Source organism: Flavobacteriales bacterium (assembly GCA_020635855.1).
Lineage (GTDB): Bacteria > Bacteroidota > Bacteroidia > JACJYZ01 > JACJYZ01 > JACJYZ01.
On the sequence record JACJYZ010000003.1, the window covers coordinates 658,529 to 676,432 of the forward strand.

At 51.6% G+C, this 17,904-nt stretch carries 15 protein-coding genes; 4 read left to right on the top strand and 11 right to left on the bottom strand.

Annotated features, from left to right (window positions below):
• Positions 1-14: 14 nt before the first annotated feature.
• Positions 15-320, top strand: coding sequence for a hypothetical protein (locus H6585_11165; protein MCB9448894.1), 306 nt, complete (start codon positions 15-17; stop codon positions 318-320).
• Positions 321-517: 197 nt separating this feature from the next.
• On the opposite strand, the gene H6585_11170 is transcribed toward H6585_11165, so the two are convergent.
• The 7 genes from H6585_11170 to H6585_11200 form a co-directional block, all read right to left on the bottom strand.
• Complete coding sequence (locus H6585_11170) at positions 518-853, bottom strand: TfoX/Sxy family protein (GenBank protein MCB9448895.1); 336 nt, start codon at positions 851-853, stop codon at positions 518-520.
• 280 nt (positions 854-1,133) lie between these two features.
• Positions 1,134-1,571, bottom strand: coding sequence for a response regulator (locus H6585_11175; GenBank protein MCB9448896.1), 438 nt, complete (start codon positions 1,569-1,571; stop codon positions 1,134-1,136).
• Between the two features lie 322 nt (positions 1,572-1,893).
• The gene (locus tag H6585_11180; GenBank protein ID MCB9448897.1) at positions 1,894-3,249 is read right to left on the bottom strand and encodes a sigma-54-dependent Fis family transcriptional regulator; all 1,356 of its coding nucleotides are present in this window, start codon (positions 3,247-3,249) and stop codon (positions 1,894-1,896) included.
• A 33-nt stretch (positions 3,250-3,282) separates the two neighbouring features.
• A complete protein-coding gene (locus H6585_11185) occupies positions 3,283-5,748 on the bottom strand; it encodes a response regulator (GenBank protein ID MCB9448898.1) in 2,466 nt (821 codons plus the stop codon).
• A 483-nt stretch (positions 5,749-6,231) separates the two neighbouring features.
• Positions 6,232-7,665 (bottom strand): hypothetical protein, encoded by a 1,434-nt coding sequence (locus tag H6585_11190; protein MCB9448899.1) that lies wholly within the window; start codon positions 7,663-7,665, stop codon positions 6,232-6,234.
• A gap of 285 nt (positions 7,666-7,950) precedes the next feature.
• On the bottom strand, positions 7,951-9,462 hold the full coding sequence (locus H6585_11195) for an aryl-sulfate sulfotransferase (protein MCB9448900.1): 1,512 nt from the start codon (positions 9,460-9,462) through the stop codon (positions 7,951-7,953).
• A gap of 7 nt (positions 9,463-9,469) precedes the next feature.
• Positions 9,470-10,309, bottom strand: a complete 840-nt coding sequence (locus tag H6585_11200; protein ID MCB9448901.1) for an MBL fold metallo-hydrolase — start codon at positions 10,307-10,309, stop codon at positions 9,470-9,472.
• Positions 10,310-10,493: 184 nt separating this feature from the next.
• Here H6585_11200 and H6585_11205 point away from each other — a divergent pair, with 184 nt between their 5' ends.
• Positions 10,494-11,858, top strand: coding sequence for a peptidoglycan synthetase (locus H6585_11205; protein ID MCB9448902.1), 1,365 nt, complete (start codon positions 10,494-10,496; stop codon positions 11,856-11,858).
• A 320-nt stretch (positions 11,859-12,178) separates the two neighbouring features.
• Here the strand turns inward: H6585_11205 and H6585_11210 are convergent, their stop codons facing one another.
• The 4 genes from H6585_11210 to H6585_11225 all read right to left on the bottom strand — a co-directional run bounded on the left by H6585_11210 (position 12,179) and on the right by H6585_11225 (position 16,544).
• Positions 12,179-13,483, bottom strand: a complete 1,305-nt coding sequence (locus H6585_11210; GenBank protein MCB9448903.1) for a DDE-type integrase/transposase/recombinase — start codon at positions 13,481-13,483, stop codon at positions 12,179-12,181.
• 59 nt (positions 13,484-13,542) lie between these two features.
• On the bottom strand, positions 13,543-13,875 hold the full coding sequence (locus H6585_11215) for a type II toxin-antitoxin system RelE/ParE family toxin (protein ID MCB9448904.1): 333 nt from the start codon (positions 13,873-13,875) through the stop codon (positions 13,543-13,545).
• The gene (locus H6585_11220; GenBank protein ID MCB9448905.1) at positions 13,865-14,077 is read right to left on the bottom strand and encodes a hypothetical protein; all 213 of its coding nucleotides are present in this window, start codon (positions 14,075-14,077) and stop codon (positions 13,865-13,867) included. Before H6585_11220 ends, H6585_11215 begins: the two co-directional genes overlap by 11 nt.
• Before the next feature lie 445 nt (positions 14,078-14,522).
• The gene (locus H6585_11225; protein ID MCB9448906.1) at positions 14,523-16,544 is read right to left on the bottom strand and encodes a Na+/H+ antiporter NhaC family protein; all 2,022 of its coding nucleotides are present in this window, start codon (positions 16,542-16,544) and stop codon (positions 14,523-14,525) included.
• 409 nt (positions 16,545-16,953) lie between these two features.
• Between H6585_11225 and H6585_11230 the strand changes: the two genes are divergently transcribed.
• Both H6585_11230 and H6585_11235 read left to right on the top strand, forming a co-directional pair.
• Entirely contained in the window at positions 16,954-17,178 is a 225-nt protein-coding gene (locus H6585_11230) for a DUF433 domain-containing protein (protein MCB9448907.1), read from the top strand.
• Between the two features lie 287 nt (positions 17,179-17,465).
• Complete coding sequence (locus tag H6585_11235; GenBank protein ID MCB9448908.1) at positions 17,466-17,900, top strand: hypothetical protein; 435 nt, start codon at positions 17,466-17,468, stop codon at positions 17,898-17,900.
• Positions 17,901-17,904: the final 4 nt, after the last annotated feature.

Here is a 17,904-nt window from a genome sequence, read left to right on the forward strand (position 1 = left end):
AAACTTTTTCTGCTATGAGAAAAATAGGTATGAGCGTTTTGGTTATCGGAGCCTTGTGTTGGTTCGGATGCCACAAGACCGAAGGCAAGGTCAAAGCCGTTGTGCATGATACCGGTCAGGTTGCCGCCGATGGCTGCGGATGGATGATTGAGCTGGAAGGAGAAGCGGCGTGGTATCACCCGACGCAGCTTGACAGCAAATACCAGAAAGACAACCTGGATGTATGGATCGAATTCGAACTCCAAACCGATACGTTCAGGTGCGGTTTGGCGGCCACCCCATATTCGGTTATTGAGATCGAAGATATTTTCAAGCGCTGATGTTTCGGACAGGTTTTAGTTCCACATAGAAACCACTTGTTTTAGACGGTGGTTCTGCCTGTATTGTTTTTGCCACAAAGGCACGAAGACACAAGGAAATTTACCTGTAAATGGTAGTGCATCTTAGTGTTTTCGTGCCTTTGTGGCATGGCTTTGCCTGCATCTGAACAAAGTCAATTATTCGGCAGGCGGATTCCTTACCGTTTCCCGGCCTTTTTCTTTTTGGGTTTGGGCTCGGGCAGTTCGGCCACGGTGAGCCGGGTGAGTTCGCTCAGCCATTCACGGTCTTCCAGTTTGTCTTTGATCAGGAAACTGTTTTTGGCGCCGGGGTAGGCAGGAGCTTCCACCGGTTTGCCGATGAATTTTCTACCGGCTTCGGTGGGTTTGATGAACAGAAGGTTGTCGCAGATGAGGCCGAAGATTTTGTTGCCGGCATAGATGCCATAATCTCCGAACATTTTTTTAGCCGTTACACCGGCGGGGTGATTGATCTGGTCGGTGATGAAGTCGACAAAGGTGGGGTCGGATGCCATGTTTTTTTGTTTCAGTTCGCTAAGGTACGCAAGTGAAACCTGCAAGTCAAAGTACCCACTACAACGCCGCGAACCCCGGCAAAATAGCCGGGGTTGAAGCGGTATGCACCTGCCGGGGAGTTACTGTGTGGCGACGGGCATTTGTTTGTTTCCGTGTTCCGATCATGAGCGACACATGGTGCATAGGAGCGGAAAACCCCACCTTCACCAGGTTATGGCGGGCAAGCCGACGGCAGTTGGGGCGTGCGATGAACGGTCCGCTACAAAAAAACATCCTTCATCAGGCGGCCACCCGTTTCCGGATGATCTCCTGGATGATGCTGCCGATGCGGTTGTTGGAGCTCAGGTTCTTGTCAACATAATCGTAGAGCCCTTTCTTCATCAGCTCCACCGCATTCACCACCTGGTTTTGTTCTGATACCATGATGACGCTGCAGTGCTTGCAGTAGTCGCGCACCACGGCCAGTACTTCCGGTCCGTTGAGGGTGTCCTGTCCGGGGTCGTCTGACAGGTAGTAGTCGAGCAGCAGGATGTCGAGGTCTTTTTCCACGTTCTCCAAAAGTTCTTCGCCGCTATGGTAAGAACGGATATCGAAGTTAAGCCCGGGGTAGCGGTTTTGCATGCCCTTGCAAACGGTTTGAAGATAGCGGGAGAGGATGGCGTTGTAGTACCTGTTGTCTTCGGTTACGGCGATTTTGATTTTCTTGATCGTGCTCATGGTTTTTCGGGTTTTGGTGTACCGTGGCAGGTGCCAAATCTGTTCCGAAAAAAACCGGGTGCTGACGTTCAGGGGGTTGTGAAGATGCCGCTTGTTTTTGCTTGTCAATTTGAAAAGGGGCGTTTCAAATTGACATAGGATCAGGTGATATCGGTGGTGTGTATCTATATCCTGGAAATCCGTGATCTGGGATAATTTGTTTTGCCACGAAGTCACGAAGGCGCAAAGATGCATGGGGTGCCTTCAAGTGTTATTTCCCGGTGAACCTTTGCTTTGTGGCATTCTTTATTGGAAGTCCTTGCCTTCCGCCTGAAAAACGTATTTACGCCTGGTCTTTTTCTTTCAGCATGCGGTAAATGGTAGACGGACTGATGTCGAGCTTTTCCGCAACGGTTTGGATGTTGCGGTCGTACTTCTGCATGTAGCGCGCCACCACGCGGCGGTTGATTTCGCGGAGGGTGAGGTCTGCATCGGGGAGTGTATCTCCGAACATTTCGTTGGTGCCGAAGATGATGTCTTCGGGGCGGATCTCATTTCCGTCGGCCATCACCACGGCCAGTTCAATCATGGATTTTAGTTCCCGGATGTTGCCCGGGTAGGTATAGCCGGTGAGTTTGGTGCGTGCTTCTTCGGAGAGGGTTTTCCGCTCCCAGTTGTTTTCTTTGCAGGCGAGGGTGATGAAGTGTTTGGCGAGCATGAGGATGTCGGTGCTTCGTTCCCTGAGCGGAGGCAATTCGATGGAGAGTCCGAACAATCGGAAATATAGGTCCTCCCGGAAGCGGCCGGCCTTGACTTCCTGCTGGAGGTTTTTGTGGGTGGCCACGATGATCCGGCAATCGGTGCGGATGGGTTTGTTGCTACCGATGCGTACGATTTCTTTTTCCTGGATGGCGCGGAGCAGTTTGGCCTGGAAGGCGGCGTCCATGTCGCCGATCTCATCGAGAAAGAGTGTGCCTCCGTTGGCTTCCTCGAACTTGCCGATGCGTCGGAAAGAGGCGCCGGTGAAGGCGCCTTTCTCGTGTCCGAAGAATTCACTTTCCACCAGTTCTGCGGGGATGGCGGATGCATTCACGGCCACGAACGGTTTGTCTTTTCGATCGGAATTGTAGTGTATGGCTTTTGCCACCAGTTCTTTGCCGGTGCCGGTTTCGCCGGTTACGGTTACCGTGATGTTGCTGGCGGATGCCTTTTCGATGAGGCGGAAGATGGGTTGGATGCGCGGACTGTTGCCGATGATGGACGACTGGAAATCGTATTTGTGTTGTACCTCTTGTTGTAGCTCCGACACCTGGGCTTTAAGGGAGGCGTTGTTGCGGATGTGGTTAACGGTATTGAGCAGCCGGTCGCGGATGTTTTTTTCTTTCACCAGGTAATCGTAAGCGCCCGCCTTGAGGAGTGACACGGCGGTTTCGATACTTTCCTGTTCGGAAATGATGATCACCTCGATGTCTTTGTTGTAGTCCTTTATTTTTTTCAGGAGCTCGTCGCCTTCCATGTCGGGCAGGCGGTAGTCGAGCGACACCACGTCTGGGTTCTGGCTGAGGTGTTTCAGGAATTCCTTTCCCGTATGAAAGCCCTGCACTTCAAAATCGGGATTCAGGGAAAGGTTGTGAACCAACAGCTTGTTGTACCAGTCGTTGTCTTCGATCACGAAAATGCGGAATGGTTTGTTGTTCATACGGGGGAAAGTTGAAAAGATAAAGATACCGAATCACGATGATCCGGGCTTGCCGGTTCGTTTTTCGATTTCTTTTTCCAACAGTGGAATGATGGTGCCGGCTTCTGCGTCGAGCCGGCTGATGAGTCCGGGGATCAGGTTTATGTCCGTTTTGTCGCGTGCTTTTGATTCGATGTCTTTGATGAGGTCGAGCATGTCCGTGAGTTCCATGTGGCGGCAGGGTGCGGAAATTTTGTGGGCTACATTGGCAACCATCTTCCAGTTGTTTTTTGCGGCTGCCTGTTTGATCTGTTGAATCCCTTCCCGGGTGCTTTGGTTGAACACGCCGATCATGTCTGCTACGAATGTTTCGTTTCCGGATGCTGCGTCATACAGTTCCCGGAGGTTGTACTTTTTGGTTGCATTTTGTTCGGGTGATGCGGGAGGAGCATCGGAGGTTTTTCCGGCCTGTATGTTTTCGTTGGGAATGATGTGCAGGTGATCAAGCAGCTTCCGGTACAGTTCTTTTTCTTTAAAGGGTTTGGCGAGGAAATCATTCATTCCGGCTTCACGGCACAGGCGCATATCTTCCTGTGATGTAACGGCGGTGAGGGCGATGATGGGCACGGAGGCTTTGTCGCCTTCCAGTTGTGTGCGGATCATTTTGGTGGCTTCAATGCCGTCCATTTCCGGCATGCGTATATCCATCAATACGATGTCATAGTGGCGTTGCCGGAGTTCGTTCACCGCAGCTTGCCCGTCTTGTACTTCGGTAAAGCGCACGTTCCACTTTTTGAGGATGGTTGCAAGCAGGATGCGGTTGTAGGCTTCGTCATCGGCAAAGAGCACGTTGATGTTGCTCAGGTGTTCGTAGGGAACGGGGGCTTCGCCTTCCTGAGGGAGATCGCTTTCATTTCCGATGCCATAGGGAAGGGTCATTGTGATGGTGGTACCTTTCCCGGGTAAGCTGTCCACCTGTATGTCGCCGCCCTGGATCTCCACCAGCTTTCGGGTGATGGTGAGGCCGAGTCCGGTTCCGCCGTATTTCCTGGAGGTGTGTGTTTCCGCCTGTTCGAATTCCCGGAACACTTTTTCGAGGTGTTCTTTGTTGATGCCGATCCCCGTATCTGTCACCTTGAGTTCAAGGTATAGATTGGTGTTGCCGGAGAGGACGGGTTTTGCGTGGATGCGGATGTTCCCTTGCTCGGTAAACTTGATGGCATTTCCGACGATGTTCAGGAGGATTTGCTTGAGTCTGACCGGGTCACCTAGCAGGATTTGGGGAACGCTGTTTTCCAATTCCCAGGTCAGGTCCAGGTTTTTTTTGATAGCCTGGGGTTTCATGAGCAGTGTGATCTCTTCGATCAGTTTCCCGGGGTTGAACCCGATGTATTCCAGCTCCAGTTTTCCGGCTTCCAGTTTGGAATAATCCAGGATTTCGTTGATGATGCGTAAGAGGTGATCGGCTGATTTTTTGACCATGTCCAGCTGTTCTTTCTGTTCGGGCCGGAGGTTGGATTGCAGCACCTGTTCGGTGAACCCAACAATCGCATTCATGGGTGTGCGGATCTCATGGCTCATGGTGGCCATGAAGTTTTCACGGGCTTTCGCCAGCTGTTCAGCATCCGCCTTGGCTTCTTTGAGGATCTTGCGGTAAGCGTTGTTTTTCCGGGTGTAGTTGATGATCACAAAGCCCACAAGCAACAGCATAATTGATGCGGCAGCGCAGAAGGCGGCGATCATGCGGTTGGTTTGAATGGCCTGTGCTTCGGCTTCTCCGGTTTCTTCTTCGATGCGTTGTATCTCCTGGTCTTCCAGTTGAAGGATGAGGGTTTGTATGTGGTCGTTTACCAGTTTGCTTTGTCGGGTGAATGCAAGTTGTTTGGCTTTCATTTCCTGCGACCTTTTCAGCTCGAATTGTTGAATGCGTGCAATTTCATGTTGCATCTCTTCGATGGGGACTGGCAGTGGCTGGGCTGTGTCGGCCGGCTTTCGGCTGTTGAATATCTTGTTGAAGATATTGCTGACGGAATTTTCTTTCTCTTCTGCAGTTGATGCTTTTTTGTTCGGACCGGTTTTTAGTTTTTCCGAAATCTTTTTAAGGGCAAGGTCTACCTGGTCTCGCTCCTGCATGTTGAGGATGCTGTCCAGGATCAGGAACTTCTTTTCAATGAGTTTGCTCACGCTGTCGATCGTGGATCTTTGAAACCGGTCTTTTGCACTCAGATCATAGAGCTTGTCAATTTTTTCATCAATGGATGTGACGGCATGATAGTAAGGTATCAGATACCGTGGTTCCTTGATGATGGAATAGGACTGTACACTGCTTTCAGCGTTTGAAATGTCCGAGAGAATGTCCTTTAAAAGGATCTGTGTGATATCCGGTTTGGCTGCATCGTTCAGCGAGTTGACGATGCCGGATATGCTTTTGTATGCGAAGATGCCTGAGGCGCCTACGATCAATACGGTGATGACAATGGCAACGATCACCTTGATTTCGAACGTAAATTGTTTTTCCATATGCGACGTATTCGTTCATCCGACCGTGAACCGGGTATGGCAGGATCACCGGGTAGGTTGCGAAAGGTGTGCCGAGAAGTTCATCCTGATAAAGCTTTGTTGAAGATCAGATGCTTAGCTATTGTTCCAACGAAAAAGGGTGTCTGTGATTTTCGCAAAATGCAACAAACTTTTGCAAAATGAAACGGGATTGATGTTCGGTTCACCCCTTTAAAGAATCCATCTTTTGAGCAGGTGGCTTTGTTAAAAAGAGGGCAAAGTCCTTCGGTTAAAAGCATGCCACCAAGACGCTAAGCCACAAAGGTTCATTGCACGAACTTTTTTTTGTTTTCCTTGGCGCCTTTGTGCCTGCGTGGTAAAATACCAGGCGTAACATTGAAAACTTAATCGCCGTCTTGGACGGTAGGTTTCTAAGTTGATAAAAAAAAGCCCTGTAGCAAGTGATATGCTACAGGGCCAGGCATGGGGAAGACGCAATCCCTCTTACTTGTTCGTAATGATGTTGCCCTGGATGGACCAGGCGAAATCCACCCGAACGCGGTTGTTGAAGTAACCCGTGTCGTTCAGGTCTACATACTGGTCGGTTGAATAACCGAGGGCAGCGCTACCGGTATCAGCCGTGGCAAATACGTGGCAGCTCATGCAGTTGGTTTGCACGCCGTAGATGAAGTTCTTGTTGAGTTTACTGGGATTGCTTGCAAATACATTCGGACCGAAACCTGCTTCGAGGAAAGGATTGAAGCCAATCACGGCGGTCACACCTTTGTTGGTTCCTCCGGTGATGGGTTGGTTGGGCCATACCATGTTGTAGGCGGTAGACACGGCGTAGTGCCTGGCGGCGCCTTTGATGTAACTGTTTTGCAAGGTAGCGGCAAACGAGGAACTGGGGGCAAAGGGAGTTCCCGGGTTGGGTGCCCAATAGTAGGTTTGCCAGGTCCAGTTGCTGATCTCCTTTGAAGTAACGTGCATGGCTACGAGCATGGCCAGATCACCGGCGTCTGCCACCACACCTTGGGTTTGCTGTTGTTGGTTCAGGTAGGCAGCCATGGTGCTGTCAACGGTGAAGTAGAGGAAGTCGGTCAGGTTGCAGGTGGATGCTTCCGTGCGGGGTTCGTCTTGTTTCACTGGCGTCAGCGGTTTGCCGGGTGTTTGTCCGTTGTTCACATCCACAAACACGTAGCTGTCCCATGTATCGTTTGCCGGGTCGAAAGCACGTGGTGGGTTGGGGGTGCCTGGCCATGCCGGCATGCGGATGTAACCGTCGCTTCTCTTGCCCACGTAATAGGTGGGTTTGATGGTGATGGCGTCAGACGGAAATGCAGGGATGGCGCCGATGGCCCCGGGTCTCTTGTAGCTGTCGAGCACCGACTGTTTCAGGATCTGGTTGGTGAGGGCGTAGTTGGCTGCGGCCGGACTGTAAGCTACCGTTACCCAGAAATTGTTGCCTTTGCCGGCAGACGTATCGGTGCCTCCGCCGAACCGTGCACGTGCAATGGCGGCATGCACAAACTGGTTGGGCTTGGCGAGCGGGGTGCGGGCTACCTTACCCCGGCTGGTTTTTGTGTTGCTCTGGGTCATGTCTTTGATCTCGGAGATGCCCAGCCATGTTTCGTACACCAGCAAGGAATCACCCTTGTACACTTCACCCGAGTTGGCTGTGAGCCCGGCCCAGATGTTCCATGCGTGGTTGTAAATGCTGGTGGTGTCGCGGTTGTTCAGCCAAGTATAAATGGTGTTGGAATCTGTCGGGAACTGGAAGCTCCCGAAGGTTTTCAGGTTAACGGACTGGATGGTGTCCACCGCTGGCGGCTCTTTTGTTTCGGTGTCGTCTTTCGGTTGTTGGTTGCAATTGACAAGCATGATGCTGGCAGCGATGCCGCCCAGTACAAGGCCTATCATGGTGGTTTTGGTGCGCATAACGGGTGTTTTCATTTTGATGCTACGTAGATGCATAAGACATTCCGCCCGACCCGGGCATGCACAGGCATGACGCGGACCGGATCCGGTTATTCTGAACAGAACGCCTTGCGGTGTTCTGCTTCCACACGAAAGTTATACTGGGTGATTCCTCCGTACAGAAATCTGGGCAAGTGTAGAGATTCCTCCGGTGATCTCAAAGGAGGCGGAATGAAATGTTGATAAGTTGTTAATCAATCAAGGCTCTGCAGCTCAAACGAAGGGAATACGCCTACGGTGAAACGTTTATCGGGAGGAGGGTAACCCATAAATCATCCTTGATTTTCCCGACCCTGTTCTGCCGATATACAATTGATAGGGCATCGGTGTCTTGACTTCCCTTCCTGTCAGGTCGAACAGTTTTTCTATTAACTCGGGCCTATCATCCTGTGCCTCCTCAATCCCGTTCACCGGACACGTGCCCACCAGGTCATCCACCTGAAACGGCATGGATCCAATCATCCCGATTCCATAAGGTACCCACACCATGTATGTGCCGGTATCGGTTACGGTGATGGATTGTGTGGTGGAGCCATCTGACCATAAATAGGAAGCTGCCGTTGGTGCCGTCAGTACCAGGTCACCCACCGGGCGATCACAACTGATCTCCGGCCTGGGTAGGGTAAAATCGAGATCCTGGGCGAAGCTTCTGTAGGCTGCCACCGAGTCGCGGAAGTATACATTCACCATGGGTTGATCATTGGCGTCAATCAAAGTGAAAGATGGTGCGGGCCGATAGATGAGGCCCCAGTTGATCAGGTGGAGGTCGTCGCTTCGGTGTTGGTGGCTGCCCATCGCCATGGTGTATGTGGATGGTTGATGGGTGTATGACCATGCTTCCGCGTATTCCATTTTGGCGGTGTCCAGGGTATACTCAACGGCGTGGGACGGACCGGAAGGATTGTTGTTGTTAAACATCGAATAGCGACCGTTGCCAAGCTTGCGGATGTGGTGCTGCCCGCTGAACGGCGTACCCGATGTCAGCGTAAAGTCGGACATGCTGCCGCCCCATCTCCACATGATGGCGCCGGTGGTTCGGTTCACCTTATAGATGGTACTGGTGTGCCGTCCCGACAAAAGGAAATTCCCGTCGTCATCCATCTCAATCGCATTGAAGTGCAGGTAGTCGAAAGCATTGGGGTTGTAGTTGAAGCCGTCGATGAATTCGGTCGGGTGGATGTGGTCGGTGCTCGTCCAGGAGAAGAGCAGCTGGTTGTTCTCGTCAAACTCATACAGGGTGTTGGCAATCACATTTTCGTTGGCCAGTCCCTGTTGTCCGTTGAATGTGTAGGCACTCAGATCCATGACCGTGTCTTTCACCCCGAACACGATCTTGTGGTGGTTGGATGTGAGCGTATACTCATGTCCGTCGAATGTGATACCCGTAGGTGCAGCCAGTGTATCTACCGGGTTCAGGCTGGTATCCATTTCGATGAAGCGCACACCTTGCGGTCCGGATTGATAGTAAACAAAGCGCTGGAATTCGGGGTGGTACTCAAAACCGCTCCGGACGGTATTGTCGGATGCGAACCAGGCCAGGTATCCGTCGGCATCGAGGATGGCCATGTCGCGGTTACCGGTTTTCCCATTCAGCATCGAAGTGGTGGTGAGAAAGTAGCCGCTGTATCCGGATGACAGCTGTTCGAATTCGTATGCCGGAAATCCTACCGGTACGGGACGGTTGAAGTTTTGCGCGTGTACCGCTCCGCAGAGCAGGGTGATCAGCAACGGAAGTTGAGGACGGAGACGGTTTTTCATCAACACATTATAAAGCCGATAGCGGGAATGTCTCTTTTACCCTCACACCGCGTTCGGTCATTTGCAGGGTGCAGCACTCGTTTTCGGGGTCGTGTTCGAGGAAGAGCACGTATTCATTTTCTACTGCCTCACGCAGGAATTTTTCTTTTTCATCCAATGTGATCAGCGGGCGCACATCATAGCTCATCACATAAGAAAGGGGGATGTGTCCGACCGAAGGCAGCAGGTCGGCCATGTACACGAGGGTGCGACCTTTGTATGGGATCTTAGGAACCATCATCGCTTCGGTGTGCCCGTATGCTTTCAGTACGGAGAGTCCCTTTATTACCTCACTTCCGTCGTTCACGAATTTCAGTTGTCCGCTTTCCTGGATGGGGAGGATGTTTTCTTTCAGGAAGGATGCCTTCTCTCGGGCATTCGGATGTACGGCCCATTCCCAGTGATCCTTTTCCGACCAGTAAACGGCATTGCGGAATGCCGGTTCGTAGCCTTCTCCGGAAGCGCGTTTTTTGATGCTGCCACCGCAGTGGTCGAAATGGAGATGGGTGAGGAACACGTCGGTCACATCATCAAAACCGAACCCCGCACTTCGCATGGTTTTTTCCAACGTGTCATCTCCGTGCAGGAAATAGTAACCGAAAAACTTCTCGCTTTGTTTGTCGCCCATGCCATTGTCGATCAGCATCAGGCGGTCGCCCTCTTCAACCAGCAGGCAGCGCATGGCCCAGCTGCACATGTTGTTCTCATCGGCCGGGTTGGTTTTGTTCCAAATGCTTTTTGGTACTACACCGAACATGGCTCCTCCGTCTAACTTGAAATTACCGGCGTTCACAGGATATACATTCATTGCTTCAAAGTTTGTTGAACGAAAGTAACAATTATTCCACGAGGGAATTTGTGTATATTCAAACCCGGTAAATAAAAGGCGATGGACACGAAGGCACAAAGACACAAAGTGTGTTGAGGTGATCGGTAAATATCTTCGTGTCGGTGCGCCTTCGTGGCGAACTTTTTGAAAAACTGAAAGGAAGATGAGGGTTCATTTTATTGCCATCGGAGGCAGTGCCATGCACAACCTGGCGTTGGCCATGCATGCATCCGGTCATGACGTCACCGGATCGGATGATGAGATCTTTGAGCCTTCGCTCAGTCGCCTGCGCAATGCGGGCATCCTGCCCGACAAGATGGGGTGGGATGCAAGCCGCATCACGTCTGACCTGGACGCGGTAATCCTGGGTATGCATGCGCGCAACGACAACCAGGAATTGATCCGGGCGCGTGAGCTCGGACTCAGTATTCAGTCCTACCCCGAATTCATTTACTCGGTTTCACAAAACAAGAAACGTGTGGTGATCGGCGGCAGCCACGGCAAGACCACGGTCACCAGCATGATCATGCATGTGCTCAAAAGTTGCCAGGTGGATTTCGACTACCTGGTGGGTGCACAGCTGGAAGGCTTCGAACGCATGGTGCGCATCAGCGATGCACCGCTGATTGTGATCGAGGGGGATGAATACTTGTCGTCGCCACTGGATCTGCGACCGAAGTTCCATTGGTACAGGCCGCACGTGGCCATTGTTACTGGCATTGCGTGGGACCACATCAATGTATTTCCAACGTGGGAGAACTACCTCGAACAGTTTGATATTTTCCTATCACTCATTGAAGACAACGGTGTGCTCGTTTACAACAGCGACGATACCAACCTGGTGGCGCTGGCGGAAAAGCAGAAAGGACGCATCACCCTGGAGCCTTATGCCACGCCCCCGCATGTGATCCGCAACGGGGTCACCGCCTTGCAAGTGAATGGGCACGAAACATTGTTGCAAGTGTTCGGAAAACATAACCTGCAGAACCTGGCAGGTGCGATGCATGTGTGCATGCACCTGGGCATTTCGAAAGCGGATTTTCTTTCCGCTATTTCCACGTTTCAGGGTGCGGCGAAGCGACTGGAAAAAATAGCGGAGACGCAGGATGCAGTCGTATTCAAAGATTTCGCACATGCTCCGTCCAAACTGAAAGCGGCATTGTCTGCCGTAAGGGAACAGTTCCCGGAGCGCAGCCTGACCGCGGTGATGGAGTTGCATACGTTCAGCAGCCTGAACAAAGCGTTCTTGTCGCAGTATGCGGGATGCATGGATCCGGCTGACAGGGCCATCGTGTATTTCAACCCGCACACCATCGAGCACAAACGATTGGAGCCGATCAGTACCGAGCAGGTGAAGGAGGCTTTCGGTAAACCCGACCTGGAGGTGTTTACGGATGCGAAGGAACTGGTGCGTGAACTCAAAGACTTTGCCTGGCAAAACAGCGCGTTGCTATTGATGACGTCGGGCAATTTCGAGGGGGTGGATCTGAATGCGTTCGGAAGGGAGTTGCTGGAGAGAAGTTTGTAGTTTGCTTCGCCCTCCGTAGCTTCAGCGGAGGAGGGTGGTTTCCGGTTGGTAGTTGGATAGCATACGAGATCCAACTTGAGACTCCTCACTTGAGACTTACTTCCGGGGTGTACCAATCCCCGCCCCTCCCTGCCGGAAAGAGAGTGGGATGCATTGTCCATTTGCTTTCTATTAAAAAGCGTTGCTTATAAGCAACATCCCCTTTAAACTTCTTGCTGGGCAAGCATTCCGTAGTAACAAGTTAAATACCGGTATTGTTCCCGCAGGTCTCAACACAGCTTTTTGGTAAAACGGGGCTTCTCCAGACCCCGTTGCTGGTATTACTCAGAGAAGGAACACTTCCCACAACCGTATTTGCTGTTCATGTCCACCCTTCTTTGTCTTGCAGCCAGTTTGTGTGCGTGGAAAAGCGTGAGGTCGGGTCCGGTGCAGGTATAAGCTTCCAGCGGTGTGAGTCCTTTTATTGCGCTGTGCGGCCGCGCCATGGCAAAATCCTCCACGTTGAGTTTCAGGTTAAGATCCAGCTGTTGGGTATCAGGATGAGCCTGGTGATTGAGATAGTAACACTTGAGTGTTTTGTTGAAAGCCTCGGCCATGGAATTGGAGAAGGCCACATCTTTTAGTGCCCGTATGCGATGAATAGGAATGTGCACCACCTCTTTGATGAATACCTCCACATTGGTGTTGATGTTTTCGGGACCGCCATCGACGACCAGGTTGATGGTTTGAAGATTGGGATGATATTCCATGGCCTTTTGCAAAGCCATACGAAAAGTCATGCTGCGGATGGCTCCTGAGAGTTGAGTGCTGAGGTGAACACACAATGGGAACCGGGAGAAATTGTCCACCACGGTATAGATGTAATGTTTCAGTCCATCCCCGGATTTGAAATAGGTCACATCGGCATGCCAGTATTGGTTGGGTTTGGATGCGCGGATGCCCTGACCATACTTGTGGGATCGTTTGGGTTTCAACCGGCGGATGTTCAACATGGCCGCATACTTATACCATGTGCTTTTAGCCATTGAAACAGACTGGGTTCTCAGCGCATGGTAGTAAACCGAGACCGAAGGCCAGAACCGCAAGCGATTGTCGCTTAACAACTCCTTCATCACTTCCACTTCACTTCCAAGCAACTGGTTGGGATGCACCTTGCGGCAAAGGTTGATCAGGGAATCCGAACACCGCACCCTTACCTGCGTGATCCAGTTGCGCAAAGTAGAAGTGGCGACACCGAGCAACCGCGCACAATCATCCACTGAAATCGTATCTCCAACCCGTTGCACAGCCTCCACGACCTTTTCTCGATGCATGTGCAGTGTATGATGAAAGTGCCTGGCATGCACAAAAATACTTCTGAAGGTGAGTGCCAGACGCAGATAGGCCTGCATCATCTTGCGATCGAAATCATTTTGTGCAGCCTGTCGGGTGATGGTCATCACCTGATCGGAGAAGCGGAACAGATCGTTTCCGAAGTATCGGTCAAAATCCAGGTTACGATACCGGGACACCTGGCTGCGGCTGAGTTGGGCAAGATATTGCGCAGGGAGTATGCCTTGATGGACCAGGAACTTGGTGCAAGTGTGGATGGGGCGGCGTTGGAACCGATCGGTAAAAGCATGCATGAAAGCCGAATGTGTTGATTCGGTGCAAGCTTAAAGATATTCTGAATATAACGTAGGGGTTACTTTTTGAGCAAAATTTCAAGAAGAAGCTTAAGCTCTTTGTCAGTGATTGTACTTTGATCAGATTTGTCGTAGATATCAAGAAGATACACGGTTTGGTTCACAATCCTGACATAGGAAATGAGCCGTGCGCCCCCTGATTTTCCCTTGCCCTTTGAGGCAATAGCAAACCGAATCTTATAGCAATCTTTACCCAGAGGGGTTCCCTGAATGGGATGTTTCGAGAGGGAGTTGATCAGCAGTGAGAGATCATTTCTGATCGTCTTGTATTTCTTTGCCAGCTTTTTGAGCTTGCGTTCGAAAGGTTCGGTGGCGATTACTTCAAAGCTCATCAAGCAAGTCTTTGGCAGACTTTAACTTTTTCTTTCCTTGCTCATGAAGTTCTGCATCGCTAAGTGCTTCAGCCAAATCCTGAATGGTTTGGCCCTTGTGTTTGTCCTTGATTTCTTTCACCACTTTGACGTAATCAAGGCTTTTGAGCAATTCCATAAAGAAAGCACCCCTGTTGTCTTTAATGTCAAGAATCACCTTCATAGAAAGAGTTTTGGATTTAAACAAAGTTAACGAAAATTGAGGTGAATCGTTACCTGCTGCATTTTGATTGGTACACCTATCTTCAAAGGCGACCTGCTCAGGTCGCCTTTTTTGTTTCGCAAAATCAAAGCCATCAAGCAGGCCCGTGGGGCGGCAGGCAGAGGTACCCCGGACGCAGCCGGGTCCCCCAAAGACAGATGTTACCGCTTCACAAAACTTTGATCATGGGAACGTAGCGTATGCTACAGAATAACCGGACGAAGGTGCAACCTTCGCCCAACAGCCCGTTGTCCGAGGTTCGTTTTTAGAATTCCGAGATGCACCTTCGTCATTCGTAATCCGTCATTCGTAATCCGTCATTCGCAATTGGTAATTAGCTGGTCAATGCCCGATTGCTCACTCTTGTCCTATGCCAACTTGAGACTCCTAACTTGAGACTCGCCACTCATTCAACTTTCTTCCCCCAAAACTGCACCACGCCCCACAACACGCCCAGTCCGAGCAGCATGGAGAATGCCGGGTGAAGTCCGAGTCCGGATGGCAGCGTACCGAACAGCAGGGAGGTGGCGCCCACCACCATTGCGTACGGCAGCTGTGTGCGCACGTGATCGATGTGGTTGCAACTGGAGGCCAGGGATGACAGGATCGTGGTGTCGCTGATGGGTGAACAGTGGTCGCCCAGCACGGCGCCGGCCAATACACAGGCCGTTACGTTGTGAAAGATAGGCAGCGTGGCAGCCATGTCGTAACCGTGTGCCTGGCATACAGACCATGTGGCGGCCAGCACCAGCGGGTACAGGATGGCCATGGTACCCCATGAACTTCCGGTGGAGAACGCAATTACGCAGGCCATCAGGAAGGTGAGCGACGGCAGGATGGTCGGCGGAATGCCGCTCGACAGCAGGCTGCCCGTAATGAAATCAGCCGTATGCATGTCGCTGGTGACCGCGGCAAGCGACCACGCCAGCAACAGGGTGAGGATGGCATGGAACATCGACTTGAAGCCGTTCACCATGGAAGTGATGCAGGTCTCCAGGTTCATGAGTCTTTGGCCGAGTGACAACAGCATGGCCGTCGCGGCGGAAGAGAGAGACGACCACAACAGCGCTGCATATGAATCCGCATTGCCGATCAGCACACCCAGCTTCTGAAAGAAGTTTCCGGGCGGACTTTCCATCATGTCCATCGATGCGAAAATGCGTCCCAGGTTTTTGGGTCCCACCTGAATGCCCTCATCAAGCAAGGCATCATAAGTGGCGTTCATGCCGGTGTATAGCAACCCGATGATGGCGCCTCCGACCAGCACAAGGATGGGAACCACTGCATTCAGCGCCGAATGCTTGATCCCTTCCAGCGGCTCGAACTGACCCATCTCGGCAGAGGTCAGGCTGCGGCTTTTGTCGCTTTCCACTTCCCCGTGGTGTACCGCGCGTTTCTCCGCCTTTAACATGGGGCCGAAGTCGCGGTTGCGTAAGATCAGGAACAACATGAAGACAAGCGTAAATACCGGGTAAAAGGAATATTGCAAGGATGAAAAGAAGATGGAATAACTGCTTTCCTTGATGCCGGTGCCCACGGTGCCGGATGAAATGTAACTCAGCTCGGCACCGATCCATGTGGTGATGAAGGCCACCGCCGCAACCGGTGCCGCGGTGCTGTCAACCAGGTAGCTGAGTTTCTCCCTCGATATCTTCAGCTTGTCGGTGATCGGGCGCATGGTGTTGCCCACCACCAGCGAGTTGGCGTAGTCGTCAAAGAACACCGCTACCCCGAGGAACCAGGTAACGAACTGGCCCGATTTACGCGTGGAGGCATACTTCGACAACCGGTTCACAACGCCCTGCATGCCCCCGTTTTTGGAGATGATGCCCACCATGCCACCGATGGTCAGCGAGAAAATGATGATGGCCGCATGTTCTTCATTGCTGAGCCCGCGGATGAGGTATGTATCAATCACCGCCAGGAAGCCGGAGAAGATGCCCATGATGCCCTTGGTGTAAAAGCCCAGTACGGAAGCACCGAACAGGATGCCTACGAAAAGCGAAGAGATGACCTCACGGAAGATGAGCGCCATCACAATGGCCAGCAGGGGTGGGAGGATCGATAGCCACAGCGGCATCGGATGAACGGGTTGCTGGTAATGATATGCACCGATCGAAAGGGACAGCTCTTCATCGTCGGAGGAAAAAACATGTGTTACAACCGCCTTTCCATCATCTGACATGTCCACATCATGCGTTTGGTCGCCGATGGTCACACGCAGCTGACCGTACTCCATCAGGTCGGGATGACCCAGGTCTTTGGCGTGGATCTCGATGGAGGTCTCCATGTCGGCCACGATCAGGTCGGGAACGGTGACTTCGAATTGGTCGGCTTCAAAGTTCAATGCCCTGGCGGGTGTGATGCAATGGAACCATGCCATTGCCACCAGCAGGATGATGTGAATGGGTGAAAAGCGTTTCTGCATACCGGGATTAGAATATCACGACTACGGGGGCGAAGATACACTGTTCCCGGAAAGCACAAAAGATATTAAACAACAGACCTTGGACTTCTAATCGCAGTTATGCATACGCCCCCGTTCATTGTCCTTCCGCTTCGTTCCCGCGACGCCCCATTCGTCATTCGTCATTGGTAATTGTCATGGCAAGCCGCCCCCGTATCTCCAACCGCCAACTTGAGACTCGCGACTTGCCACTCGCAACTTCATGTGGCGTACCTACGGCACGCAGGAATCATCCATTGAACCGAACGCTACCCATGTGTTGCTCCTATGGAGCAAGCCACTTCGTATAGCTGGCCGCTACTTACGACTAAGGACTAAAGACTAAAGACTTACGACTATCTTTTCTTACCTTTGAAGAAAGCATCACGCCATGACTGATTACCATCATATCATCACCATTGATCCATCGATCAGATTCGGAAAACCCTGCATTAAGGGCACAAGAATTTCTGTCTATGATGTGCTGAGTTGGTTTGCATCAGGCATGTCTAAGGCAGATATCCTTTCGGATTATCCCGAACTTACCGAAGAACAAATTCAGGCATGTCTGGCGTATGCGGCCGATAGGGAGCACAAAATACGCGTGGCCTCGTGAAGCTTCTTTTCGATCAGACGGCATGTTTGGAAATCATTGCTTAAAACAGTTCCCCGAAAGCACAAAAGATATTGGATTATAGACGCTGCCTGCCTTTTGAATACATACCCATGTTCATTGCCATTTCGCTTCGTTCCCACGACGCCCCATTCCTAATTCCTAACTTCTAATTGCTAATTAAACAGTAAGCTGCTTTGTTTGCCGAACCGCCAACTTGAGACTTGCAACTTGAGACTTGCAACTTACTTTTCTTATCTTGCCCCCAGCTAACGTACAAAGTACCCGTCATGAAAAAGAACACTTTGAAATACCTGGCCGGCGCATTGTTGCTTACCATGGCTGCATGTCAACCCGGAGGAAACGATGACGACACAACGGCCAACGACAGCACCGCTGTAAGCCAGGCCGAAGAGATCACCTCCTATGGTGAAACCTGGGTTAGCGAAGGTCATGTGGAAGTGGCCATGTTCAAAGAATTGCTCGAGCTGGGCGGTGAAGACCAGAAGACACTGGATGTAGGTGGCTCGCTGCAACAGGCCGGTGCCAACATTGTACTTGACGGTGGCGACGGTGCAACCCTATCCATGGCCACCAAAGAGTTTTCCGTACCCGAAGCGTGGGTGGGCAAACAAGTGGTGGTGAAGGTGCAAGGTGATCGCCAGCCCGGCGGTGACGGCAGCGAGTTCAAGTTCACCGCGCTGGGCGTAATGCTTCAAAAGTAATTCC